Here is a 23,127-nt window from a genome sequence, read left to right as displayed (position 1 = left end):
CAGTGTCGGCAAGCCATCGTTGAAGCAGCGTGAGCGCGCCGCGCGCTTGCCGGCCCCCGGCTGAATGCCGATGATGGCCGCCACCACCGCCGAGCGCACCGTCATGATCCGGATCCTGCCCAACGTGCTCTCCGCCGCGGAACTGCAGGCGGTGCGCGAGTTGCTGCCGCAGGTGCGTTTCAGCGACGGGCGGATCACCAATCCGGACTCGACGATCAAGCAGAACCTGCAGGCGCCGCAGGACGATCCGGCGAACCAGCGGATCGCGCTGATCGCCCGTGACGCGCTGATGCGTTACGGCGAGCTGCGCGTGTTCGCGCAGCCGCGCACGATGGCGCGCACCACCGTCGTGCGCTACGAGCCGGGAATGAACTATGGCTGGCACGTCGACGAGGCGCTGTTTCCCTCGACCCCGCCGATCCGCAGCGACCTGTCGTGCACGGTGTTCCTCAACGATCCGTCCGAATACGACGGTGGCGAGCTGACCATCCAGTTGGGCGCGCAGGAGCTGTCGTACAAGCTCGAGCCGGGCAGCGCCATCCTGTATCCGTCCACGACGATCCACCGGGTCACGCCGGTGACGCGTGGCGTGCGCGTCGCCGCGATCACGTGGCTGCAGAGCTGGGTCGCCGACAGCAACTGCCGCGAACTGCTGGTGCAGCTGGAGGAAGCGCGCGCGCTGGCGGCGAGTGGGGGCGATCGCCAGCGATTGCAGGTGTTGCTGGAATCGTTGCGGACGAATCTGTTCCGGATGTGGGCGGATACGTGAAGCCGCGTCGATAAGCGTGGTTCGCTGGGTCACCGTTTCGTCCGTTGCGGCTCCCGCCGCCCAGCGTCTGTAGCCCGGGCAAGCGCAGCGCACCCGGGGCTTTTGACCGTCTCGGCTTCAAACCCGGGTGCGCTTCGCTTGCCCGGCCTACAAAGGCTTCGTTGCAGCGAAGGCGGGCGTTCACCGCTAGATCTCCGCGGAGGGGCGTACGAGCGAGGGCGCCGCATCACGCCTCTGAAGTTTCTTCGCTCTCCTCGTCTTCATACTCAAGCGTCAGATCGAAATGCTCCGGCGCCAGCGCGCCAAGGAAGCGCGCTGCATCGAACACCTCGCCCGCGGTCCAAGCGCCCGGCTCTTGAACCTCGCCGGCGAGGACACGCTCCAGCGCTTCCACGATGAGCGGCGCGGTCACCGCGTAGATGTCGCGACCTTGTGCCATCGCCAACCGCGTGTAGCCGTCGCGCCGCACGCGCACATCCAGCACGAACCGCTGCGACGACCGCCCGCGCTCGTCCGAAGCCACTGGCGACGGCGTGGATGGATCGCGCAGGTCCCGCAACGGCGCCAGGTTCATGTACGAATGCACCCGCCGGCTGCGCAGGTGACGCATGATCGACACGATTTCAGACAGCGTCAGCAGGACCGTTTCCTGCGTGCCCAATGGCGGCGGGAAGTTCCACTCGCGCGTCGGCGCTGGATCGGGCAATGGCCGCAGCTCGCCGTCGTCCACGATCCAGCGCACGGCGCGATTGCGCTCGCCGGTGATGCGCGTTCCGCGAGTCGGATGCCAGCCGTCGAGACCGACGGCGATGTCGATGGAATCAGCGTCGTCCCACTCGTCCATCGCCGCGGTGGCGAGCAGGTCCGCTAACGCGCCGTAGAACGCCACCGAAGGCATCGCGACGATCCCGGCTTCGCGTACCTGCGCATCGCGTCCGAACACGTGCGCCGCCGCACCCTGTTCGGCGCTGGTGTCGAAGTAGTGCAGCCGGTTGCGCAGCGCCGCGTCCAGCAGCGGTTCGGTGGTATCGAGGAACGGACCGGCGGCGTTGATCAGCGCGGATGCACCGTGCAGTGCAGCGTCGAGTGCGGCTGCGTCATCGATGGCGGCGACGTGGCACACCACGCCCGGATGTTCCCGCGCCATTTCACCCAGCCGCACCACGTCACGGCCGCACAGCACGGGCGTGCGGCCCCGACGCAGCAGTTCGGCGACGATGAAGCGTCCGGTGTGGCCGGTCGCGCCGTACACGACGATCGGCGCGTCCGGTGAAGTTTGGTGAAGATGCATGGCTTCGTCCTACGCTGCAGCGCCGGTACCGGTTCGCGATTCGGGTTCGAGCGCCGCCGCCAGGTGCGCGCGCAGCTCGCGGTTGAACTCCGCCGCGCGTTCCTCCGGGAAGAAGATACGCGCGCCTTCGAACTCGACGCGTCGCGTTGTGCCGGGAATGGTCTTGCGCAGCCAGTGCGACCACTCCACGGGAAAGTACACGTCGTTCGTCGCCCACGCGATCAGCGTGGGGACCTGCAGGCGTCGCAGTCCGTCCTCGATGGCCAGTGTGTGATCGCAGTCGAACGCATTGACGAAGCGCTCCAGCTGCGCGAGCCGGCCGGGCTGGCTCACGAACGGCTGCAGGTAGGCGTCGATGGTCGCATCCGACACGTCCTGCGGACGTTCATAGGCCGGCGCCAGCGCCTGCCGATACACCGATTTGTCGGCGAGCATCGCGCGGATCGTGTCCGGCAGGCCGCCGGCCGCCACCATCGCAACGAAGGGCTGGAATGGCTCCGGCGGCCAGTTGTCGTGCGCATCGCAGTTCGTCAGCGTGAGGCTGCGCAGGCGCTGTGGATACAGCGCGGCGAAGATCTGGCAGATGCCGCCGCCGCTATCGTTGCCGACCAGGTCCACGCGGTCGATGTCCGACGCATCGAGGAACTGCGCCAGCATGTGCGCGTTGGCGGTCACCGACACGTCCTGCGCGTCGTCCGTCTCCGTGTACCCATGCGCGAGCAGGTCGACGGCGATACAGCGGCGGACATCGGAGAGGGCCTCCAGCTGATGCCGCCACAGATAGCCGTTGAGCAGCACGCCGTGCACGAACAGCGCGACGGGTCCCTGGCCGCGCTCGACATGGCTGATCAGACCCGACGGCGTGCGCACGGTGCGGCGCGACGCGAGGAACGTGCCGGTGTCCATCACGCGCCCTGCCCGGCTTCGCGGAGCTTCTGCGCGCATTCCTCGCAGCACACTTCGACGGCGCGACCGCCAATGGTCACTTCCACGCGGTTCTCGTCCAGCGGGTAATCGCAGACGGCACAGGTGTTCTCGCTCATGACACGCTCCGGTGAGGCCCGGCGATTCCGGGCACGCACATGGGACCATCCGTGCGAGGGCACCGCTGTCGGAATCTTTAGCAATCGCGTGTCGGGCTCGACCGCGTACGGGTGTCAGGCGCTCTTGGCCAGCGTCGCCGCGCGGAAGGCCGACGGCGTGCGGCCGTAGGCCTGCTTGAAGGCGGCACTGAAATGACTGTGGCTGGAGAACCCCAGGTCCTGCGCCAGCGCCGACATGTCCCCGCTCACGGCCAACCGGTCCAGCGCGCGCGCGAGCCGCAGCCGCAGGTGGTAGCGGTGCAGCGGGATGCCTTCGACCTGGGCGAAGGCCTGGGTGAGATACACCGGTGAGCCGCCGATGTGCGCGGCGATGTCGGCGAGTTTCCACTGGCGGCCGAGATCGCTGGCGAGCAGCACCTTCACGCGATCGACCAGCCGCCGCCGCGCCTGCGTGGCCCGGGTTTCGTGCGCGGTGCGCGGCCCGAGGCTGCGCGAGATCAGCGTCACCGCCAGCACTTCGGCTTCCAGCGGTTCGATGCCGCCATGCCGCAGGCTGTGGCGCAGCATCGCGACCAGCGCCTGGGCGCGCGGGTCGATGCGCAGCGATTGCAGGCGGTAGGTGGGATCGTCGTGGCGTTCGAGCAGTTCGCGCGGGGAAAGCTCGCGCAGCAGGCCGGGCGAGACCGCCAGCACCAGGCTCGCGTCGCCGCCCTCCACCGGATGGCTCACCTGATAGCCCTGCCCCGCGTTGAAGAACAGCACGTGGTTGGCGTCGGCGACCGACTGGTCCTGGCCGACGTGGCGCGCGTACAGCCCGCGATACGGGAAGACCAGGTGCGTGTTGGCCGCGCATTCCTCCGCGCTGCGATGCCGGCAGGTGCCGGCGCAGAAGACGTCGCGCACCCTGACGGTGCCGGTGTCGAGCAGCGTTTGCACGGAGAAATCCGACATGGGGCGGAGCTTAGCGCAGCGGGGTCGGCGCGGCGCTTGCTGCCCGGGTAAGGCGCAGGCCGTACGGGCGCCTTCTGCTTCGGCCAGCGAACCCCGGGTGCGCTTCGCTTACCCGGGCTACGAAAGCTCAGCTCACCGCGAGCGCGGCGATCCAGCTTTCCGCATCTTCGATATCCGCGCCGTGCGTCTGCATCGAAAGCGCCAGATCGTGCGCGCGGTCCTCGCGCCCGTAACCGTGCGACTGCGCTTTCGAATAGCGACCCCATGCGGGCGATGCAACGGCCTGATCCACGCGTGCGGCATCCAGCCCCAGATGCACGGCAACGCGATGCAGTTCGCGGGCGGGCTCATCGAGCAGCGATTCGAAATCGACGCGGATCACGCGTTCGCCGTGGCGGCCGTTCGCCAGCGTGTCGAAGCGCATCTGCTCGGCCAGCCAGCCCAGCGCGCATTGCCGGTGCAGCGGGATCTGATGCAGCGCGAGGTGCGTGGCGACGCCGTGGCGTTGCAGGTAGCGCAGGCGCTCGCCGGCGGCGCTCGCGGCGTCGAAGACGGAGTTGGGCGATTTGAGCAGCGTGGCGAGGTACGGCCGCAGCGACATGTCCATCAGTACGACGCGCATGTGCGGCTGCTGCGAGAGCAGCGGCGCGATGAGCCCGTTGCAGCTGCTGGTGGCCTTCACCACGCTGCGCGAATGCGGCGGCAGCGCCTGCGACCAGCGCGCCCACAACGCGTCCAGCGCGTCGTCGGCCTGATCGGGCGAGAGGCGCGAGGCCGGCTCCTCCAGCGTCGGCCACGCCTCGGCGAGCGTGCGCAGCGGCAGCGGTTCGCGCAGGCCCTGCACGTCGGGCCAGGTGTCGATCAGGCGGCTGAGCAGCGTGGAGCCGCAATGGCCGATGTGGAAGATGGCGTGCGCGGGCATTGCAGTGCCAGCCCTGCGCGAAAGCAGCGTGTCGATCGACGCCCAGCCGCCTTCGGCGTTCTTCGGGACCGCACGGTCGTCGAGGAAGGCGGCGTCGCGGCGTTGCGCTTCGTCCAGCCGAAGCCACAGCACGCGCCGGCCGATCAGGTCGAGCTTGAACGGCAGGAAGGCGGCGTTGTCGAGGGCGACGGTCATGGGGGAAGTGTAGCGAGCCGCCGTGGTTCGCTCCTGTAGCCCGGGTAAGGCGCAGCCGCACCCGGGATGTTCGGCTCGGCGAGGTGGACCCCGGGTGCGCTGCGCTTACCCGGGCTACAAGGGCATGGCGTTCACCGGGTCGCTGATGCCCTACGTCCCGCGCGGCTTCGCCCGATGCGTCGCCGTCGCGCTCCACGGATCGTCCGGCCACGGATGCTTCGGGTAGCGGCCCTTCATTTCCTTCTTCACTTCCGGGTACGTGCGGTCCCAGAAACCCTTCAGGTCCTGCGTGATCTGCAGCGGCTTGCCGCCAGGCGAGAGCAGGTGCAGCGTGAGCGGCATGCGGCCCTCGGCGATGCGCGGCGTGTCGGCCAGGCCGAACAGTTCCTGCAGTTTCACCGCCAGCACCGGCGCGACCGGTGCGTCGGTCTCGTCGTCGTAGGCGTATTCGATCGTCCGCTCCATGCCCGACGGCACCTGGATACGCGTGGGCGCGAGCGCGTCGATCTTCTGCCGCATCGCCCAGGGCATCGCGGACTTGAGCGCTTCGCCGAAGGCCTGCTCGTCCAGCGCGTCGAGCCGTGTCTTTCCGGCGAGCGCCGGCTTCAACCAGTCGTCCAGCGAGTCCAGCAACGCAGCGTCGGAGAGATCGGGCAAGCCTTCGAGCTCCGGCATCCACGCACGCAGGCAGCGCACGCGCGCGCGCCATTGCTCCTGCGCCGGCGTCCACGGCAGCGCACGCAGGCCGAGCTGGCGCACCGCATCGACGAGCGCGTCCGCGTAGCGCGCGGGATCGGGTTTCGCCAGCGGCCTGCTTTCGATGACGATGCGGTCGAAGCGCGTTTCGCGTACCGCCGCGATGCCGCGCGTGTTCGCGTCCCACAGCACGCGGTCCTCGGTGATGAAACGTTGCGGGAAGTCCTCGCGCAATCGCGTTTCGTCCAGCGGCGCGGCGCGCAGCACGCGCGCGTCGCGGGCTTCGTCGCGCAGTTCGCTCGCCACGATCCACCGCTCGCCGTACAGCGTGGAATCGTCGAACAGCTTCACGCTGCGGCCGTTGGCGAGGAGGTAGCGGTACGGATCGGAAGGATGCTGGCGCCCGATGCGATCGGGGAACGCATGCAGCAGCACGTCGCCGAGCAGGTGCGCGGGCGCATCCGGTGGCGGTGCCGTGTCGAGTCGCAGGCGGCGTCGCCACTGCTTCGCGGCCTGGTCGAGCGCGGCGAGCGACGAACGCGAAGCCTCCGGCCCGATGCGCCCGGCACGGAACGCCGCCAGCGCCTGCCAGCGTTCGGCGAGCGAATCGCTGCGAGAGCGCAGGGGATCGCGTGCTTCCAGCAGCGCGGCCAGATCGCACGCCAGCGCCTGCTCGACGCGATCGCGCGGCGCGAGCAGCATCGCGGCCAGTCGCGGATGCGTGCCCAGCGCGAGCATGCGACGGCCGAGCGGTGTGATCGAACCGCCTTCCAGCGCGCCCAGGCGGTGCAGCAGTTCGCGCGCGGCGGCGAGCGCGCCCGGCGGCGGCGCATCGACGAAGCGCAGGTCGGCGTCGCCCCACGCGGCGAGTTCGAGCGCGAGGCCGGCGAGTTCGACCTGCGCCATTTCCGGGCGACGCTGCGGCTCCAGCCGCTGCGATTCGGGCCAGAGGCGATACGCCCAGCCTTCGGCGACGCGGCCCGCGCGGCCGGCGCGCTGGTCGGCCGATGCCTGCGCGATGTTCACCACGTCCAGTCGCGCGAAACCGCTGTTGGGATCGTAGCGCGGCTCGCGCGCCAGGCCGGAGTCGATCACCACGCGCACGCCGGGCAGCGTGACGCTGGATTCGGCGACGTTGGTGGCGAGGACGACACGGCGCCGGCCGTCGGGATCGGGCTGGAGCACGCGGGATTGGGCTTCGACCGGGAGCTCGCCGTGCAGGGCGAGGATGTCGGCGGCCTGCGACGGCGCGAGCAGCGATTCCACCCGCGAGATCTCGCGCTGCCCCGGCAGGAACACCAGCACGTCGCCCGGATGCTGCGCGAGGGCGTGCTCGACGGCGCGGCGCGTCTGGTGTTCCGGCGCCTCGTCGCGACGCGACGCGAAGTGCGCGATCGACACCGGAAAACTGCGGCCGGCGCTGCTCAGGCGCGGCGCGTCAAGCAGGTTCGCCAGCCGCTCGCCGTCGAGCGTCGCCGACATCACCACGATGCGCAGGTCCTCGCGCAGCCCGGCCTGCACGTCGAGCGCCAGCGCGAGTCCAAGGTCGGCGGACAGATGGCGCTCGTGGAATTCGTCGAACAGCAGCGCACCGACCTCTTCCAGCATCGGATCGTCCTGCAGCATGCGCGTGAGGATGCCCTCGGTGACGACCTCGATCCGCGTGGATGCCGATACGCGGTTCTCGAAGCGGATGCGGTAACCGACCGTGCCGCCCACGTCCTCGCCGCGCTGGCGCGCCATGAAGTGCGCCGCGGCGCGCGCGGCCACGCGGCGTGGTTCGAGCATCACGATCTTGCGCCCCGCCAGCCACGGCTCGTCCAGCAGCGCCGGCGGCACCTGCGTCGTCTTGCCCGCGCCGGGCGGGGCTTCCAGGACGAGGCGGGGATGCGTGGCCAGGCTGGCGCGGATCCGCGGCAGCAGCGGGTCGATGGGGAAGGTCACAAGCCGTGATTCGTGATGGGTGATTCGTGATTGGACAAAGGATAGCCGCCGCAGCGGTTACGATGCCTGCTGTCCGGCCGCCAGCAGGATGCGCGGCGCGCCATCGAATCACGCATCACCAATCACGAATCACGTGCAATCGCTCATCGACATCGGCGCCAACCTCACCCACGACTCCTTCGACCACGACCGCGACGCCGTGCTCGCCCGCGCGCGCGAGGCCGGCGTCGCGCAAATGGTGATCACCGGCGCCAGCCGCGAGCATTCGCCGCTGGCGCTGAAGCTGGCCAGGCAGCATCCCGGCGAGCTGTTCGCCACCGCCGGCGTGCATCCGCACCACGCGAGCGAGTACACAGCCGAATGCGACGCGGAGATGCGCGAACTGCACACGCACAGCGAAGTGGTTGCGGTCGGCGAGTGCGGGCTCGACTATTTCCGCGATTTCTCGCCGCGTCCGGCGCAGCGGCGAGCGTTCGAGATGCAGCTGCAGATCGCCGCGGAGACCGGGAAACCCCTGTTCCTGCACCAGCGCGACGCCCATGCGGACTTCATGTCGGTGATGCGCAACTTCGACGGCCGCCTCGGCCCCGCCGTGGTGCACTGTTTCACCGGCACGCGCGAGGAGATGTTCGATTACCTCGACCGCGACTGGCACATCGGCATCACCGGCTGGCTGTGCGACGAGCGCCGCGGCCAGCATCTGCGCGAACTCGTGCGCCACATCCCGGCGGAACGGCTGATGATCGAGACCGACGCGCCCTACCTGCTGCCGCGCACGATCAGGCCGGCGCCGTCGCATCGTCGCAACGAGCCGATGTACCTGGCCAACATCGTCGAGGAGCTGGCGCGCGATCGCGGCGAGGAGGTGACGACCACCGCGGCGATCACCACGGCAACCGCGCGGGCGTTCTTCCGCCTGCCGGAACGCTGACGCCGTCCATCGGGCGCGCCCGGCGTGGGCGCCCGGAGGTGGGGGGCCGGCTCCGGCGGCGCGTACCGTATCGGGTAATGGGTGAATCCCGCCGCGCCGATGACCTGCCCCGACCCGCCCGTGCTCGCCTTCGACGACATCACGCTCGACCTCGCCGGGCGGCGCCTGCTGCGCGCGGGCGAGGTGCAGCCGCTGGATCCGCGGGCGTTCGCGGTGCTGTGCCTGCTGGCGCGCTCGCCGGGACAGGTGTTCTCGCCGGAGGAGATCCTGGACGAGGTCTGGGGCCACCACGACGTGCCGCCGGGCGCGTTGGGGCAGATCGTCGCCCTCCTTCGGACCGCACTGGGCGATGACGCGCGGCAGCCGCGCTATCTGCATGCGGTGAGGGGATATGGGTACCGGTTCGATCGGCCGTAGGGCGGTCGCGGTTTGGCTTATGTAGCCCGCGGGTAAGGCGTAGCCGCACCGGGGCTCCTGCTTCGGCAAGGCAAACCCGGGTGCGCTTCGCTTACCCGGGCTACAAAAGCGGCGCGGGTGATTCAGGCCGTCGCGCGGCCGGTTTCGTATGCCTGCAGGTGCACCCAGGCCGTCGCCAGCAGCGGGGCTTCCATGCCGGCGTTGCGCGCGCGCAGGAACATGTCGCCGACGATCTGCATCGCCTCCACCTTCTGCCCCGCTTCGAGGTCGCGCAGCATCGACGCCTTCAGTGGCGAGCCCGGCGCGGTCAGCGTCGCCAGCGCGGTCTGCTGCGCCGCCTCGTCGATCGGCTCGCCTTCGGCCTGCGCCACCGCGAGGCATTCGGCGTACAGCGCGCGCATGAACGCGTCGCCGCCCTGTGCCGCCACGATGCGGCCCACCGGCGCGCGCATCAGGCAGGTGCCGGCGGCGAGCGTGGCGAGGAAGGTGAACTTGGTCCACTGCTCGCGCGCGATGCGCAGGGAACGCACGTGATCGACGTTGGCCCGCGCGCACAGCGCCGCGAACGCCGCGGTTCGCTTGCTGTCGGCGTGAGGTTCTCCCTCGTCCACGCGCTCGCCGAAGGTGATCGACGCCGGTTGGCCGAGATGCCGCACTTCGCCGTCCGCGCCCTTCATCGCGCTGATGAAGCACAGCCCGCCGACCACGCGCCGCGCGCCGAAACGTTCGTCCAGCGGCGCGTAATGGCGCAGGCCATTGAGGATCGGCAGCACCCAGGTGTCCTCGCCCATCGCCGGTGCGATGGCGTCCATCGAGCTGTCCAGGTCGTAGGCCTTGCAGCTCAGCAGCACCATGTCGAACGGGCGCGCCTTCGCGAGCTGCGGCAACGCATCGGCCGTCACGTGCGCCACGCGCAGGTCCGCATCGCCCAGCGGGCTGCGCAGGCGCAGACCGTTCGCGTCGAGTTCCGCCGCGCGCGCCGGACGCACGAGGAACGTCACGTCCGCGCCGGATTGCGCGAGGCGTCCACCGAAGTAACCGCCGGTTCCACCGGCGCCGAGCACCAGGATGCGCATCAGCTGCGCAGGCCCACGCCACGCTTGAGCAGCCACAGGCCCAGGCTCGCCAGTGCGACGACGAAGCCCAGCATCAGCGCGTACGCCACCCACACCGGCACGTCGGACACGCCGAGCAGGCCGTAGCGGAATGCGTTGACCATGTAGAAGATCGGGTTCGCATGCGTCATCGCCTCGGCCCACGGCGGCAGCAGCTTCACCGAGTAGAACACGCCGCCGAGATACGTCAGCGGCGTGAGGATGAACGTCGGCACGATCGCGATGTCGTCGAACTTCTTCGCGTACACCGCGTTGACGAAGCCGGCGAGCGAGAAGATCGTCGCGCCCAGGATCACCGTGGTGAGCGTGATCAACGGATGCGGCAGGCGCACCTTGGTGAAGAACATCGCGATGACGAGCACGATCGCGCCCACCATCAGCCCGCGCAGCACGGCGCCAGTCACGTACCCGGTGAGGATCACCCAGCTCGGCATCGGACTGACCAGCAGTTCCTCCACGTGCCGGCCGAACTTGGCGCCGAAGAACGAGGACGAGATGTTGCCGTAGCTGTTCTGGATCACGCTCATCATCACCAGGCCGGGGACGATGAAATCCATGTACTTGATGCCGTCCATCATGCCCACGCGCGAGCCGATGAGGCCGCCGAAGATCAGGAAGTACAGCGTCATCGTGATCGCCGGCGGCACCAGCGTCTGGCCCCAGATGCGCAGGATGCGGTTCACTTCGCGACGCACGATGGTGCCCAGCGCGACGAAGTTGCGCTGCGTGGCGGAGAGTTCGAGGCTGGTTTGCGTCATGTCGTTCATGCCACCTGCTCCGGCGGCGTCTGCGCCGTGCTGTCCTGCGCGTTCTCACCGGTGAGGCGCACGAAGAGTTCTTCCAGCCGGTTGGATTTGGTGCGCATCGAGCGCACGCGGATGCCGGCTTCGCCCAAGGCGGCGAACACGCGGTTGAGGTCCATCGCGCGCGGCATTTCGATGTCGAGCGTGTGGTCGTCGGTCGCCACCAGCGTGGTGCCTTCGATCGCTGGCAATTGCGCCGGCAGCGTGCCGTCGATGTCGAGCAGGAAGCCTTCCACGTCGAGCTTGGCCAGCAGCGCCTTCATCGGGCCCTGCTCGACGATGCGACCACGATCGATGATCGCGAGGTTGCGGCACAGGCTCTCGGCTTCCTCCAGGTAATGCGTGGTGAGGATGATCGTCGTGCCGGCGCCGTTGATTTCCTTCAGCGTCTTCCACATGCCGCGGCGGATCTCGATGTCGACGCCCGCGGTGGGCTCGTCGAGGATCAGCAGCCGGGGCTGCGTCATCATCGCGCGGGCGATCATCAGCCGGCGCTTCATGCCGCCGGAGAGCGTGCGGCTCATCACCGTCGCCTTCTCCCACAGGTGCGCGCGCTTGAGTTCGACTTCGGCGCGCTGCAACGCTTCCTCGCGCGGCACGCCGTAGAAGCCGGCGTAGTTGACGAGGATGTCGACCGGCTTCTCGAACATGTTGAAGTTCAGCTCCTGCGGCACCAGGCCGATCAGGCGCATCGCGGCGTCGCGCTCGCGCTGCAGGTCGACGCCGAAGATCGACACGGAACCGGAGCTCAGGTTCACCAGCGAACTGACGATGCCGATCAGCGTGCTCTTGCCGGCGCCGTTGGGGCCGAGCAGCGCAAAGAAGTCGCCGGGCGCGACGTCGAGCGAGACGCCCTTGAGCGCCTGCACCTTGTTGTCGTAGGTCTTGCGCAGATCGCGGACGCGCAGCGCGGGAATGGAGGGGGACGCGGGCGGGGATGCGGTTGCCGGGGTCATCGGTGAAGGCCTGTGCCGCGGCCTCGCGGCGATAGACGGTAGTATAGGCGCCCCCGTGTGGGCGCTCCGGCCACACACTGTTGCATCATCGTCGGTACCGCCGTGGCCATCGCGCATTTCCCGCTCAAGCTCGTTTCCCGTCGCATGCTGGCCCCCAGCGTGGGCCACTACACCTTCGTGCGCGACGACGGCCAGCCGCTGGATTTCATCCCCGGCCAGTTCATCCAGGTGCATTTCCAGTACGCCGATGGCACCGCGACCAAGCGCAGCTATTCGCTGGCGACGATCCACGATCACGCGCTGGGCCCGGGCGAGGCGGTGGAGATCGCCGTGAGCTACGTGCCCGGTGGCGCTGCGACGGCGCTGTTCGAAGGGCTGGAGGAAGGCGGGCGCGTGGATGCGAGCGGCCCGTTCGGCCGCTTCTGCCTGATGCCGACCGATGCGAACCCGCGTTACCTGCTCATCGCCACCGGCACCGGCGTGACGCCCTACCGCGCGATGCTGCCGCAGCTGGAGGCGCTGATCCGCGAGCGCGGCGTGCGCGTGGTGCTGCTGTTCGGCGCGCGCAATCCGGAGGAACTGCTGTACGGCGACGAGTTCCGCGCATTCGCCGACAGGCATCCCGGGCATTTCCGCTTCGTCCCGTGCTTCTCGCGCGAGCTGCCGTCGCCGGGGTCGCCACACGCGCATGCCGACGTGCGGCACGGCTACGTGCAGCAGTTCCTCGGCGAATTCGGGCCGAACGCGACCGACGACATCGCCTACCTGTGCGGCAACCCGAACATGGTCGATGCGTGCTTCGAGGCGCTGAAGGAATACGGACTTCCCGTGCCGCAGGTTCGGCGGGAGAAGTACGTCAGCAGCAAGTAGGGCTTCGCGCTTCGCCCCGCGTTCCCCGGATGACGGCGGAAGATCCAACCGCCATGACGCGTGCAATCCAAGCGCCCGGCGCCTCTGGCATGCTGGCGGCCTTCACGTCGCGCGAGGGACCCGATGCGCACCTGTCACACGTGGATCGCCGCGCTCGCGGCGCTCTGTTGCCTTGCCGCCTGCAGCCCAGGCGATGACGCGGCGACCGCGACGTCGCCGAAGGACGCTGGCCGCCGCACCTTCGGTTCGATCGCCTTCGAACCCTGCACGCTGTCGGGCGCGCTCGCCTCGTCCAGCATCGACGCGCAATGCGCCCGGTTCGACGTGCCCGAGAACCCGCTGCACCCCGACGGGCGCCGCATTCCGCTGAACGTCGCGTGGCTGCCCGCCGGCGACAAGGGGTCGAAGGCGCCCGATCCGGTGTTCTTCCTCGCCGGCGGCCCGGGGCAGGCGGCCACCGAGTACGCGACCGAAGTCGACGTCGCGCTGCGCGAAGTGCGCAAGCATCGCGACGTGGTGCTGATCGACCAGCGCGGCACGGGCAAGCTGAGCCCGCTCGCGTGCCGCGACGCCAATGGCACCGAACTGCGCCTGCCGGCCGACGAGGAAGTCGACGCGAACGCCGTCGCCGGATTCGCCGCACGTTGCGCGAAGGCGCTGGAAGGCAAGGCGGATCCGCGCTTCTACACGACGACGCAGGCGATCGGCGATCTCGATGCCGTGCGCGCCGCGCTCGGCGCCGAACAGGTCAACCTCGTCGGCGTGTCGTACGGCACGCGCGTGGCGCAGCAGTACGCCGCGCGCTATCCGAAGCACACGCGTTCGCTCGTGCTCGATGGCGTGGCGCCGAACGACCTGGTCGTCGGCGGCGAGTTCGCACGCACGTTCGAACGCGCGCTCGAGCTGCAGTCGGCGCATTGCCAGTCGCTGCCGACGTGTCGCGAACGCTATCCGCGCGACCTGCGCACGCAGCTGCGTGGCCTGAAGGTACGCCTGGAGGCCGCGCCGGTGCAGGTGGATTTCCGCGATCCCGCCACCGCGCAGCGGCGTCGCGACACGCTGACCGCCGACACCGTCGTCGGTCTCACGCACCTGTTCTCGTACATGCCGCAGATGATGTCGCTGATGCCGGTGGTGATCGACGAAGCCGACCGCGGCGAGTACGCACCGCTGATGGCGCTCGCGCAGCTGGCCACGCGCAGCATGGACGGGCGCATGTCGCGCGCGATGCAGTGGTCGGTGATCTGCGCCGAGGACGCCGATCGCTACACGCCCGATCCGGCCGATGCCGACACCCTGCTCGGCGCGGAAACGGGCCCGGCGTTCTTCGCCGCCTGCACTTCGTGGCCGCACGGCACGCGTCCGGCGTCGTTCGATACACCATTGAAATCGGACGTGCCGGCGCTGCTTCTGTCGGGCGAGATCGACCCGGTCACGCCGCCCGCGTATGGCGAGCGCGTGCTGAAGGGCCTGCCGAACGGCCGCCATTTCGTGCTGCGTGGCCAGGGTCACAACGTCGGCGCGACCGGGTGCCTGCCCAAGCTCGTCGGGCAGTTCGTCGAATCGCTCGACGCGAAGTCGCTGGATGCGAAGTGCCTGGATTCGGTGGGCTACGTGCCGCCGTTCACCGGATACAACGGATGGGAGCCGTGACCGAATGATCGTCGCACAAGACCTGCACAAGAGTTTCAGGACGCCCACCGGCGTGGTGCGCGCCGTGGAAGGCGTGCGCTTCACCGCGCGCGACGGCGAGATCACCGGGCTGCTGGGCCCCAACGGCGCCGGCAAGACCACCACGCTGCGCATGCTGTACACGCTGATGAAGCCCGACGCCGGGCAGGTGCTCGTCGACGAGGTCGATGCGACGCGCGATGCTGCCGCCGTGCGCGGCGCGCTCGGCGTGCTGCCCGACGCGCGCGGCGTGTACAAGCGCCTGACCGCGCGCGAGAACATCGCGTACTTCGGCGAACTGCACGGCATGTCGAGGCAGGCGATCGAGGCGCGCACGCAGGTGCTCGCCGACGCGTTGCAGATGCACGACATCCTCGATCGCCGCACGGAAGGTTTCTCGCAGGGACAACGCACCAAGACGGCGATCGCGCGCGCGCTCGTGCACGATCCGCGCAACGTGATCCTCGACGAGCCCACCAACGGACTGGACGTGATGACCACGCGCGCGATGCGCGGATTCCTGCAACAACTGCGCGCGGAGGGACGCTGCGTGATCTTCTCCAGCCACATCATGCAGGAGGTCGCGGCCTTGTGCGATCGCATCGTGATCATCGCCAAGGGCCACGTCGTCGCGTCGGGTACGGCCGATGAGCTGCGCGAGCAGACGGGCGAGGCGAACCTGGAGGACGCGTTCGTCAGGGCGATCGGTTCGGACGAGGGCCTGCACGCATGAGCGCCGCTTCGATGAATCGCCATCGTCCCGGCATGTTCGCGTCGATGTGGTCGGTGATGCGCAAGGAACTGCGCGACATATCGCGCGACCGGCGCACGCTCGCGCTCGCGTTGCTGCTCGGACCGCTGCTGTATCCGGTGCTGATGATCGGCATGGGGTCGCTCGCCGAATCGCGCGCCCGCACGCAGCTCGATCGCGTGCTCGAAGTGCCGACGGTCGGCATCGAACGCGCGCCGAATCTGGTGGCGTTCCTCGGCACGCAGGGCATCCGTGCGGTGAAAGCGCCGGAGGATGTCGATGCGGCGATCGTGCGCCAGGAGTTCGACGTGGCGCTGCGCATCGATGCGGAATTCGCCAACGACTGGCGTGCGGGGAAGCCGGGGCTGGTGGAGATCGTCGCCGACACGACGCGGCGCGACAGCGAGATCCCGAGCGCGCGCGTGCGTGCGGCGCTGGAAGGTTACGGTGCGCAGGTCGGCGCGCTGCGCCTGCTGGCGCGCGGCATCGATCCTTCGATCGTGCGAGCGGTGAGCGTCGGCAGCCGCGATCTGGCGACCGAGGAAGCCAAGCGCGGGCTGATGCTCGCGGCGATCATGCCGTACCTGCTGATCCTGATGTCCTTCATCGGTGGCGCGTACCTGATCATGGACGCGACCGCCGGCGAACGCGAACGCCAGTCGCTCGAACCGCTGCTCGCCACGCCGGCTTCGCGCGGTGCGATCGTCAGCGGCAAGATCGCCGCCGCCTGTGCGATGGGGCTGCTGTCGCTGCTGCTGACGCTCGTTGCATTCAAGCTCAGCGCCCAGATGAGCACGGGCGTCGGACGCATGCTCGACGTGAGCTTCGCGTCGATCGGACGCATGCTGCTGATCCTGCTGCCGATGGTGTTCATCGGCACGACGCTGCTCACCTGCCTGGCCGCAGCGGCGAAGAGCCTGAAGGAGGCGCAGAGCCACATGACGTGGCTGATGCTGCTGCCGATGATCCCGACGATCGCGCTGATCGTGAATCCGGTGAAGACGCAGGCGTGGCAGTTCATGGTGCCGTTCCTCGCGCAGAACCAGATGCTGCTGAAGGTGATCCGCGGCGAGGCGATCGACCTGCGCACGTGGGGGATTTACCTCGGCACCGGCTTCGCCGTGGCGGCGTTGCTGTGGTTCGTCGCGGTGCGGCGCTATCACCAGGAGCGGCTGGCGATTTCGGGGTGAGTGTGGCGAGTGCTGGAGGGTGTGGAACCCGACCAAAGAGAAAGGCCCGGCATTCGCCGGGCCTTTCGTTTGCAGCGTTGCTTTGCGGAGCGCCCGCGGTGGCGTCGGTCCCCCAACCTTCGCCGCGCGCGCGCGATCAGCTCTGCGGGTTGAAGCCGATCGTGCGGCGGGTCGTCACCGGCGCATCGACGGGCTGGAAGCGCCACTTGCGCACCGCGTTGACCGCTTCGCGATCGAAGATGCGCGCCGGGTTGGAGCGCACCACGCGGGCGGCGGTGACCGAACCGTCGGTGCCGACCGTGAACTCGACCTGCACCTCGCCCGAGGTGCCGGCGCGCAGCGCTTCCGGCGGGTAACGCGGCGGCGGCATCGACAGCGGACGCAGGTCGCTCGCATCGGCCGTGGCCGGCGCGGCGGCGGCTTGGCGGGCCGCGGCGGCACGCTGTTCCGCGGCGCGCTGTTCGGCGGCGCGGGCCTCGGCCGCACGCTGTTCGGCGGCGCGGTCGGCGGCGGCCTTGTCGTCGGCCTGCCTGCTCGCGGCCTGCTGGGCGGCGAGCTGGCGGGCGGCCTCTTCCTGCTGCTTCTTCTGGTCCTCGGCGCGCTTCTTCTCGAGTTCGACCTTCTTCCTGGCCTCTTCCTCGGCGCTCAGCTGCTGCTGCGCGGCGCGCTTGACCGATGCGTCCTGCTGCGCGGCGATGCTCGTCTTCAGGCGCGCGAGCGCCGGATGCTGGGCATCGGCCTTCTCCAGCAGCGCGGCCAGGCGCTGGGCTTCGGCGAAGTCCTCGCGATTGACGCTCTGCTCGGTCGCGATGACCGTCATCGGCAGCAGGTCGGTCAGTGCGCTGGAGACGGCGGCGTCCCCCGGCGCCTTGTCGCGCAGCGCCAGGTAGTACTCGACCGCGTTGTCGCCGGCCGGTGCGTACAGGCGGTTTTCCGCATACGCCTTGCGGGCGGCGTCGCGCAGCTGGTCGGCGGTCAGTGCCGTGACCTTGGCCGACACCGCGGTTTCCGCCGTGACCGCAGGCGCGGCCTGGGGGGTCGCGGCCGGTGCGGCGGCGGTGGGCTGTGCGGGTTCTTCTTTCTGGCATGCCGCCAGCGCGCAGCCCAGGGCCAGCGCGACGGACAGGTGCGATACGACAGACAGTCGGCGCGAACGCCGGTCTTGTGGATTAACGAACGTCATTGGCAAAGCTCCCCTGAAGTGCGCCGTCACGAGCACACGGGACTAGATCGCGTGAGCGGGCCCCGTTTGTCAAGCGAACGACCCGTCGAGCCTACCACCGGTCGGCGCCCCGTGGCCGCCCATCGCCCTGTTCAGCAAAACCGTGGCGGGCCGTCGTCTGACGGTCCGCAAGCCCGTTCTTACCCGGCCGGTCGGCCAAGGATGCGGCAAGGAGGCGCCGGAACGGCGGGAAATGCGCGCTCGTGCGCAACAAAGCGGCGCGCACCGCTCGGGCCGGCCGCCGGTCATCGGTGAACAGTCCGACCACCCCGCGCGTGGCCAGGTACAACGGCGCCGTGGCGATGCGATGCCCGCGCTCGTAGCGGGCCAGCCGCACCGGTTCGCCCGGATCCGCACCGCCCTGCGCGGCCTCGCGCAGCTCCCTCGCGAGTCGCTCCACGCCGAGCAGTCCGAGATTGAACCCGTGCGCCGTCACCGGATGCATGCCCACCGCCGCATCGCCCAGCAGCGCCGCGCGCGTGCCGACGAAACGCGTCGCCCACGTGCCGACCAGCGGATAGACGTGTCGTTCGCCAGGATCGGACACCGCGCCGAGCCGGCCGTCGAACCGGCCCGCGATGTCGTCCGCGAAGGCCGCATCGTCCATCGCCTGCACCGCGCGCATCCGCGTCGACGGCAAGGTCAGCACGATCGAGGAACGATGCCCCGCCGGCGTCGCGCGGCCGAGCGGCAGTCGCGCCAGCGTCTGGCCATGGTCGAACCATTCCCATGCGGTGTCCTCGTGCGGGCGTTCGTGCGTGACGCGACAGACCAGCATGGCGCGGCCGAAATCGTGCATGCGCGTCGCGATGCCGAGCGCGCGGCGCATTTCCGAGAAGCGGCCGTCGGCGGCGACGATGAGGTTCGCGGTGAAGACGCGGCCGTCTTCGAGCCCGACCCGTGCGCGGATCGCGTCGGTGTCCACGCTCGCGATGCGCACGCCGGCATGGAGCTCGACGTCGCCAGAGGCCGCCGCCGCTTCGAACGCCGCGGCGCGGATCGCGTGGTTCGGCACGAGCCAGCCCAGCGGTTCGTCGCTGCCGCCGACCCGCATCGGGTCGCGCACGTCGGTGTCGAACACGCGCGCTTCGCACAGTGGATGGCACTCGTCGGGCGGTAGCCTCCGCCACATGTCCAGTTCGCGCAGCAGCCGCACGGAGCGCTGGGTCAGCGCGATCTCGCGTCCATCGAACGCCGGCGCGCGCAGGCCCGCCTCGGCCTCGCGTTCAAGCACCGTCACGCGCAAACCGCTGCGCTGCAGCGCGCGCGCCAGGCACAGGCCGGCAGGGCCGGCGCCGATCACGATCACGTCGGTTTCGATGGTCTGCATGGGGCGCTCGCGTGCGGTGGTGCGCGCACTGTCCCGCGCATGTGACGCGTGCGCCTTGATCCGCGTCAAAGGTGCGGTGGGCTACTTGCCGATGCAGAAGCTCGAGAAGATGTGGCCCAGCAGGTCGTCGGCGTGGACGCGGCCGGTGATCTCGCCCAGCGCGTCGTGCGCGAGGCGAAGCGATTCGGCGGCCAGGTCGAGCGCCTCGCGATCGAGTTCGACGCGGGCCTGCGCGAGGTGTTCGCGCGCGATCGCCAGCGCATCGACATGGCGCGCGCGCGCGGTGAACGCGCCTTCGCCGGCGGCATCGGCATTGCCCTGCGCGAGTTCGCGGAGCCGTGCGTGCAACATGTCGATGCCGGCGCCGGTGCGCGCGGAAACGTACAGCGCGTCGGCCGTGTTCGATGCGGCGGCATCGAGCAGGTCGGCCTTGTTGTGCACCCACACGCGCAGCGGCACGCCGGCGATCGCATCGCCTACCGACGCGCGCCCCTCTTCGGGATCGCGCGCATCCAGCACCACCAGCGCGAGATCCGCGCGTTGCAGTTCGCCGCGTGCGCGGCGCATGCCCTCGCGTTCGATGGCATCGCCGCCTTCGCGCAGGCCGGCGGTGTCGACCAGCGTGAGTTCGACGCCGTCGATGCGGATGGTTTCGTGCAGCAGGTCGCGCGTGGTGCCGGCAATGTCGGTAACGATGGCGCGCTCGCTGCCGGCCAGCACGTTGAGCAGCGAACTCTTGCCGGCGTTGGGCGGGCCGACGATCACCGCATGCAGGCCATCGCGCAGGCGGCGGCCACGCTCGGCGGCCTTCAGCAGTTCGTCGAGCGCGAGCGCGGTGTCGTCCAGGCGCATGCGCAGCTGCGCGCCACCGAGCGTGTCGATGGGTTCGTCGGCGAAGTCGATCGCGGCTTCGACGTGGACGCGAATCGCGAGCAGTTCGTCGCCGATCGCCTCGACGCGACGCGAGAACTCGCCGTCCAGTGCACGACGGGCCGCGCGTGCGGCGCGCACGTCGGCCGCCGCGATGAGGTCGGCTACGGCTTCGGCCTGGGCGAGGTCGAGGCGGCCTTCGAGGAACGCGCGCTCGCTGAACTCGCCCGGACGCGCGCGACGTGCGCCGAGCGCGACGCAACGCGCGATCAGTTCGTGCAGCACGGCGGGACTGCCGTGCGCCTGCAGTTCGACCACGTCCTCGCCGGTGTAGCTGGCGGGCGCGGCGAAGTACAACGCGATGCCGTCGTCGATCGTCTCCCCTTCGCCATCGCGGAAGCGCACGTAATGCGCCTGGCGTGGAACGAGCGCGCGGTCGCTCAGGGTTTCGGCGATCGCACGCGAGCGCGGCCCCGAAAGCCGCACGATGCCGACGCCCCCCGCACCGGGTGCGGTGGCGATGGCGGCGATGGTGTCGCGGTCGGGCTCAGTGCTCATTCGGGCCGGGGTTGTTCTTGAAGTGATCTCGCGCCAGCTTCCGCTCCGCGTCGTCGTCGAGTTCCATCCGATGACGCAAGGCGGGGGATCGGGCACGTCTTCGCGGATGGCTTCAAGGCGTTACTCCGTTTCGGGGTAACGCCTCTTCCATCGCGCAAACGCGCCCTCCAAAGTTAGCGCGGATTCGCGGCGCCGGAAAAAACAAAGCCCGCCGGGTGGCGGGCTTCGTGGCGTCCAGGGCGGACCGTCAGGTCGTCGCCTTCGCCGGTTCCTCGCTGTACTTCTTCACCATCCACCACTGCTGGAGCAGGCCCAGCGCACCGTTGGTGACCCAGTACAGCACCAGGCCGGCCGGGAAGAAGGCGAACATGACGCCGAACACCAGCGGCATGAACTGCATCATCTTGGCCTGCATCGGATCCATGCCGGTGGTCGGGTTCAACTTCTGCGTGAACCACATGATCGCGACGTTGATGATGGGCAGCACGAAGAACGGATCGCGCGAGGTCAGGTCGGTGATCCAGCCGATCCAGGGCGCGTGGCGCAGTTCGACCGACTCGGAGAGCATCCAGTACAGCGCCAGGAAGATCGGCATCTGCAGCAGGATTGGCAGGCAGCCGCCGACCGGGTTGATCTTCTCCTTCTTGTACAGCTCCATCATCGCCATCTGGAGCTTCTGGCGATCGTCGCCGTAACGTTCCTTCAGCTGCGCCATGCGCGGCTGGAACTTGCGCATCTTCGCCATCGACTTGTACTGCGCGGCCGACAGCGGGTACATCGCGAGCTTGATCAGGAACACCAGGCCGACGATCGACCAGCCCCAGTTGCCGACCAGACCGTAGATCCACTCAAGCACCCAGAACAGCCAGCCGGCGATGGTGGCCATGATGCTGAAGCTGCTGAAGTCGACCGCGCGGTCCAGGCCCGGGACGTTCTGCGCTTCGATCGCCTTGACCAGCTTCGGGCCGACCCACAGGCGCGCGGTGGTTTCGGCCTTCGCGCCCGGCGCGACGGTGACGCCCGGGCCGACTTCGCGGATCAGGTACTGCGTGCCGCCGGTGCCGCTGGGCGTGGCGAGCGAGAAGGTGCTGGTGTCCTTGTCGCCCGGGATCCAGGCGGCGAAGAAATGGTGCTGGAGCATGCCGATCCAGCCGCCGGTGACCTGCTTGTCGAGCGGGCCGTCGTCGACGAAGTCGTCGTACTTGCGCTTCTCGTACTTGTCGGCGCTGGAGTACCACGCGGCGCCCTGGAAGCTGTACTGCTCGGCGCTCATCGGCCCCTTCTTCACCAGCGCGCGCGGGACGCGGCTGAGCTGGCGGTAGACGAAGCCCTGCCACGGCTGCGTGCCGGCGTTGATCACCTCATCGCGCACCTGCACGACGTAGTTGCTGCGGGTGAAGGTGTAGGTGCGGCGGATGGTCACGCCGTCGCTGCCGGTCCAGACGAACGGAACCTCGATGGAGTTCGCGCCATCGGCCAGCGTGAAAGCGGTCTTGCCGCCTTCGGGCACGAAGCCGGCCTGGTGCGTGGGCGCCTGGCCGCCCTGGCTCACCCAGCCGCTCTGGGCGACGAAGTAGTTGGCCGGATCGGTGGCGAACAGGCGGACCGGCGCGCTGTCGTCATCGGCGGTGCTCGGGTAGTGGAGCAGGTCGGCCTGGCGCATCTCGCCGCCGTCGAGGACCAGCTTCAGCACGTCGGTGGTGACGGTGACGGCCTGCGCGGCGGCGGGCGTCGCGGATGCCGCCGGCGTCGCGGCGGCGATGCTCGGAGCGGTCGGCACGGCGCCCGGCGTTGCCGCTGGGCCGGGGATGCTGCCGGCAGCGGCCGCGGCCGTGGCGGTCTGGGCCTGGACCGGCGGCGCGGCCTTCTCCTTGCCCCACTCCATCCACAGCAGGGTCGCCACCATCAGCCAGGCGAAGATCAGGAAGACACGGGTCTGGTTCATGGGCGACAGGCAGGCTCAGCCGCGATCGACATGCGGCGCAGGGGCGGAAGGGGAAGCGGCCGGCATTGTGCCGGGCGCGGCTGGCAGGGGCAACGCGGCGGGCGCCAGGGCGCCGCTGCGCTGGAGCAGACCGCGGAAGGCGGCGACGAGTTCCGGCCCGGTGGCCTGTCGCGCCGGCGGGCGCGCGACCACGACGAAATCGCCCGCGGGGAGCTGCCCGCGCAGGCGACGGAAGGTATCGCGGAGGACGCGCTTGATGCGGTTGCGACCGACGGCGTTGGGATCGACCTTGCGCGACACGGCCAAGCCGAGTCGCGCGGGCGTGTCGCCGGGTAGCCAATGCAAAGCCAGCACGGGCGACGCGGTGCGTCGCCCGTGCTGGAAGATGCGGTCGAAATCGGGCTTCGCGCGAACCCGCGCGCTGCGCGGGAAGCGGGCCGACGTCATCTGAAGCTACCGGCGTGGGCCGGTGTGCGGCTGCCGCAAGGCGCGGCAGCGGCGACGCTTAGGCGCAAAGACGCTTGCGGCCCTTGGCACGACGACGGGCGAGGACCTTGCGGCCGTCGGCGGTCGCCATGCGGGCACGGAAACCGTGGTCGCGCTTGCGCTTGAGGTTGCTGGGCTGGTAGGTGCGCTTGGTGGCCATGGCTCGGCTCTATGCGTAAACGGCGAAATGGACCGCGGATT

Annotated in this window: 22 protein-coding genes; 7 read left to right on the top strand and 15 right to left on the bottom strand. The window is 69.5% G+C overall.

Annotation, left to right across the window (positions count from 1 at the left end):
* Window positions 1-73: 73 nt before the first annotated feature.
* Window positions 74-769, top strand: a complete 696-nt coding sequence (locus I4U41_RS14900; protein ID WP_206861959.1) for a Fe2+-dependent dioxygenase — start codon at window positions 74-76, stop codon at window positions 767-769.
* 226 nt (window positions 770-995) lie between these two features.
* Here the strand turns inward: I4U41_RS14900 and I4U41_RS14895 are convergent, their stop codons facing one another.
* From I4U41_RS14895 to hrpB, 6 genes are all read right to left on the bottom strand, one after another.
* The gene (locus I4U41_RS14895) at window positions 996-2,060 is read right to left on the bottom strand and encodes a saccharopine dehydrogenase NADP-binding domain-containing protein (RefSeq protein WP_206861958.1); all 1,065 of its coding nucleotides are present in this window, start codon (window positions 2,058-2,060) and stop codon (window positions 996-998) included.
* Window positions 2,061-2,069: 9 nt separating this feature from the next.
* On the bottom strand, window positions 2,070-2,966 hold the full coding sequence (locus I4U41_RS14890) for an alpha/beta fold hydrolase (RefSeq protein ID WP_206861957.1): 897 nt from the start codon (window positions 2,964-2,966) through the stop codon (window positions 2,070-2,072).
* Window positions 2,966-3,103 carry a hypothetical protein gene (locus I4U41_RS14885; RefSeq protein WP_206861956.1) on the bottom strand — a complete coding sequence of 46 codons (138 nt, stop codon included), beginning with the start codon at window positions 3,101-3,103 and terminating at the stop codon, window positions 2,966-2,968. Before I4U41_RS14885 ends, I4U41_RS14890 begins: the two co-directional genes overlap by 1 nt.
* A 114-nt stretch (window positions 3,104-3,217) precedes the next feature.
* Entirely contained in the window at window positions 3,218-4,054 is an 837-nt protein-coding gene (locus I4U41_RS14880) for a helix-turn-helix transcriptional regulator (protein ID WP_206861955.1), read from the bottom strand.
* Between the two features lie 127 nt (window positions 4,055-4,181).
* Window positions 4,182-5,171, bottom strand: coding sequence for a sulfotransferase family protein (locus I4U41_RS14875; RefSeq protein ID WP_206861954.1), 990 nt, complete (start codon window positions 5,169-5,171; stop codon window positions 4,182-4,184).
* Between the two features lie 150 nt (window positions 5,172-5,321).
* On the bottom strand, window positions 5,322-7,811 hold the full coding sequence (gene hrpB / locus I4U41_RS14870; RefSeq protein ID WP_206861953.1) for an ATP-dependent helicase HrpB: 2,490 nt from the start codon (window positions 7,809-7,811) through the stop codon (window positions 5,322-5,324).
* 88 nt (window positions 7,812-7,899) lie between these two features.
* Between hrpB and I4U41_RS14865 the strand changes: the two genes are divergently transcribed.
* Window positions 7,900-8,742 (top strand): TatD family hydrolase, encoded by an 843-nt coding sequence (locus I4U41_RS14865; protein ID WP_206861952.1) that lies wholly within the window; start codon window positions 7,900-7,902, stop codon window positions 8,740-8,742.
* 99 nt (window positions 8,743-8,841) lie between these two features.
* Window positions 8,842-9,159, top strand: a complete 318-nt coding sequence (locus I4U41_RS14860) for a winged helix-turn-helix domain-containing protein (RefSeq protein WP_206861951.1) — start codon at window positions 8,842-8,844, stop codon at window positions 9,157-9,159.
* A gap of 122 nt (window positions 9,160-9,281) precedes the next feature.
* Here the strand turns inward: I4U41_RS14860 and panE are convergent, their stop codons facing one another.
* Genes panE through I4U41_RS14845 form a run of 3 tightly spaced genes read right to left on the bottom strand, consistent with a single transcriptional unit; the run spans window position 9,282 to window position 12,033 of the window.
* On the bottom strand, window positions 9,282-10,235 hold the full coding sequence (gene panE, locus I4U41_RS14855; protein ID WP_206861950.1) for a 2-dehydropantoate 2-reductase: 954 nt from the start codon (window positions 10,233-10,235) through the stop codon (window positions 9,282-9,284).
* On the bottom strand, window positions 10,235-11,041 hold the full coding sequence (locus I4U41_RS14850; RefSeq protein ID WP_206861949.1) for an ABC transporter permease: 807 nt from the start codon (window positions 11,039-11,041) through the stop codon (window positions 10,235-10,237). The genes panE and I4U41_RS14850 overlap by 1 nt, the downstream gene beginning before the upstream one ends.
* Complete coding sequence (locus I4U41_RS14845; protein ID WP_206861948.1) at window positions 11,038-12,033, bottom strand: ABC transporter ATP-binding protein; 996 nt, start codon at window positions 12,031-12,033, stop codon at window positions 11,038-11,040. Before I4U41_RS14845 ends, I4U41_RS14850 begins: the two co-directional genes overlap by 4 nt.
* 144 nt (window positions 12,034-12,177) lie before the next feature.
* On the opposite strand from I4U41_RS14845, the gene I4U41_RS14840 reads away from it, so the two are divergent.
* The 4 genes from I4U41_RS14840 to I4U41_RS14825 all read left to right on the top strand — a co-directional run bounded on the left by I4U41_RS14840 (window position 12,178) and on the right by I4U41_RS14825 (window position 16,515).
* Window positions 12,178-12,903, top strand: a complete 726-nt coding sequence (locus tag I4U41_RS14840) for a ferredoxin--NADP reductase (RefSeq protein ID WP_242525278.1) — start codon at window positions 12,178-12,180, stop codon at window positions 12,901-12,903.
* Window positions 12,904-13,026: 123 nt separating this feature from the next.
* On the top strand, window positions 13,027-14,556 hold the full coding sequence (locus I4U41_RS14835) for an alpha/beta hydrolase (RefSeq protein ID WP_206861946.1): 1,530 nt from the start codon (window positions 13,027-13,029) through the stop codon (window positions 14,554-14,556).
* Between the two features lie 4 nt (window positions 14,557-14,560).
* On the top strand, window positions 14,561-15,307 hold the full coding sequence (locus I4U41_RS14830; protein WP_206861945.1) for an ABC transporter ATP-binding protein: 747 nt from the start codon (window positions 14,561-14,563) through the stop codon (window positions 15,305-15,307).
* Window positions 15,304-16,515, top strand: a complete 1,212-nt coding sequence (locus I4U41_RS14825; protein ID WP_425492594.1) for an ABC transporter permease — start codon at window positions 15,304-15,306, stop codon at window positions 16,513-16,515. The genes I4U41_RS14830 and I4U41_RS14825 overlap by 4 nt, the downstream gene beginning before the upstream one ends.
* Before the next feature lie 136 nt (window positions 16,516-16,651).
* Here I4U41_RS14825 and I4U41_RS14820 read toward each other — a convergent pair whose 3' ends face one another.
* The 6 genes from I4U41_RS14820 to rpmH all read right to left on the bottom strand — a co-directional run bounded on the left by I4U41_RS14820 (window position 16,652) and on the right by rpmH (window position 23,086).
* Entirely contained in the window at window positions 16,652-17,698 is a 1,047-nt protein-coding gene (locus tag I4U41_RS14820; RefSeq protein WP_206861944.1) for an energy transducer TonB, read from the bottom strand.
* A gap of 91 nt (window positions 17,699-17,789) precedes the next feature.
* Window positions 17,790-19,067: a 5-demethoxyubiquinol-8 5-hydroxylase UbiM gene (gene ubiM, locus I4U41_RS14815; protein ID WP_206861943.1), complete on the bottom strand. Its 1,278-nt coding sequence runs from the start codon at window positions 19,065-19,067 to the stop codon at window positions 17,790-17,792.
* Window positions 19,068-19,148: 81 nt separating this feature from the next.
* Window positions 19,149-20,495 carry a tRNA uridine-5-carboxymethylaminomethyl(34) synthesis GTPase MnmE gene (mnmE, locus tag I4U41_RS14810; RefSeq protein ID WP_206861942.1) on the bottom strand — a complete coding sequence of 449 codons (1,347 nt, stop codon included), beginning with the start codon at window positions 20,493-20,495 and terminating at the stop codon, window positions 19,149-19,151.
* A 247-nt stretch (window positions 20,496-20,742) separates the two neighbouring features.
* Window positions 20,743-22,440 carry a membrane protein insertase YidC gene (yidC, locus tag I4U41_RS14805; RefSeq protein WP_206861941.1) on the bottom strand — a complete coding sequence of 566 codons (1,698 nt, stop codon included), beginning with the start codon at window positions 22,438-22,440 and terminating at the stop codon, window positions 20,743-20,745.
* Window positions 22,441-22,455: 15 nt separating this feature from the next.
* A complete protein-coding gene (rnpA, locus tag I4U41_RS14800; protein WP_206861940.1) occupies window positions 22,456-22,887 on the bottom strand; it encodes a ribonuclease P protein component in 432 nt (143 codons plus the stop codon).
* 58 nt (window positions 22,888-22,945) lie between these two features.
* Window positions 22,946-23,086, bottom strand: coding sequence for a 50S ribosomal protein L34 (rpmH, locus tag I4U41_RS14795; RefSeq protein WP_036139660.1), 141 nt, complete (start codon window positions 23,084-23,086; stop codon window positions 22,946-22,948).
* Between the last annotated feature and the right edge of the window lie 41 nt (window positions 23,087-23,127).

It is taken from the genome of Lysobacter changpingensis (assembly GCF_017308985.1).
GTDB lineage: Bacteria > Pseudomonadota > Gammaproteobacteria > Xanthomonadales > Xanthomonadaceae > Lysobacter_J > Lysobacter_J changpingensis.
Note: the sequence above shows the minus strand (reverse complement) of the source record. Positions and strands in the feature narration are given on the sequence as shown.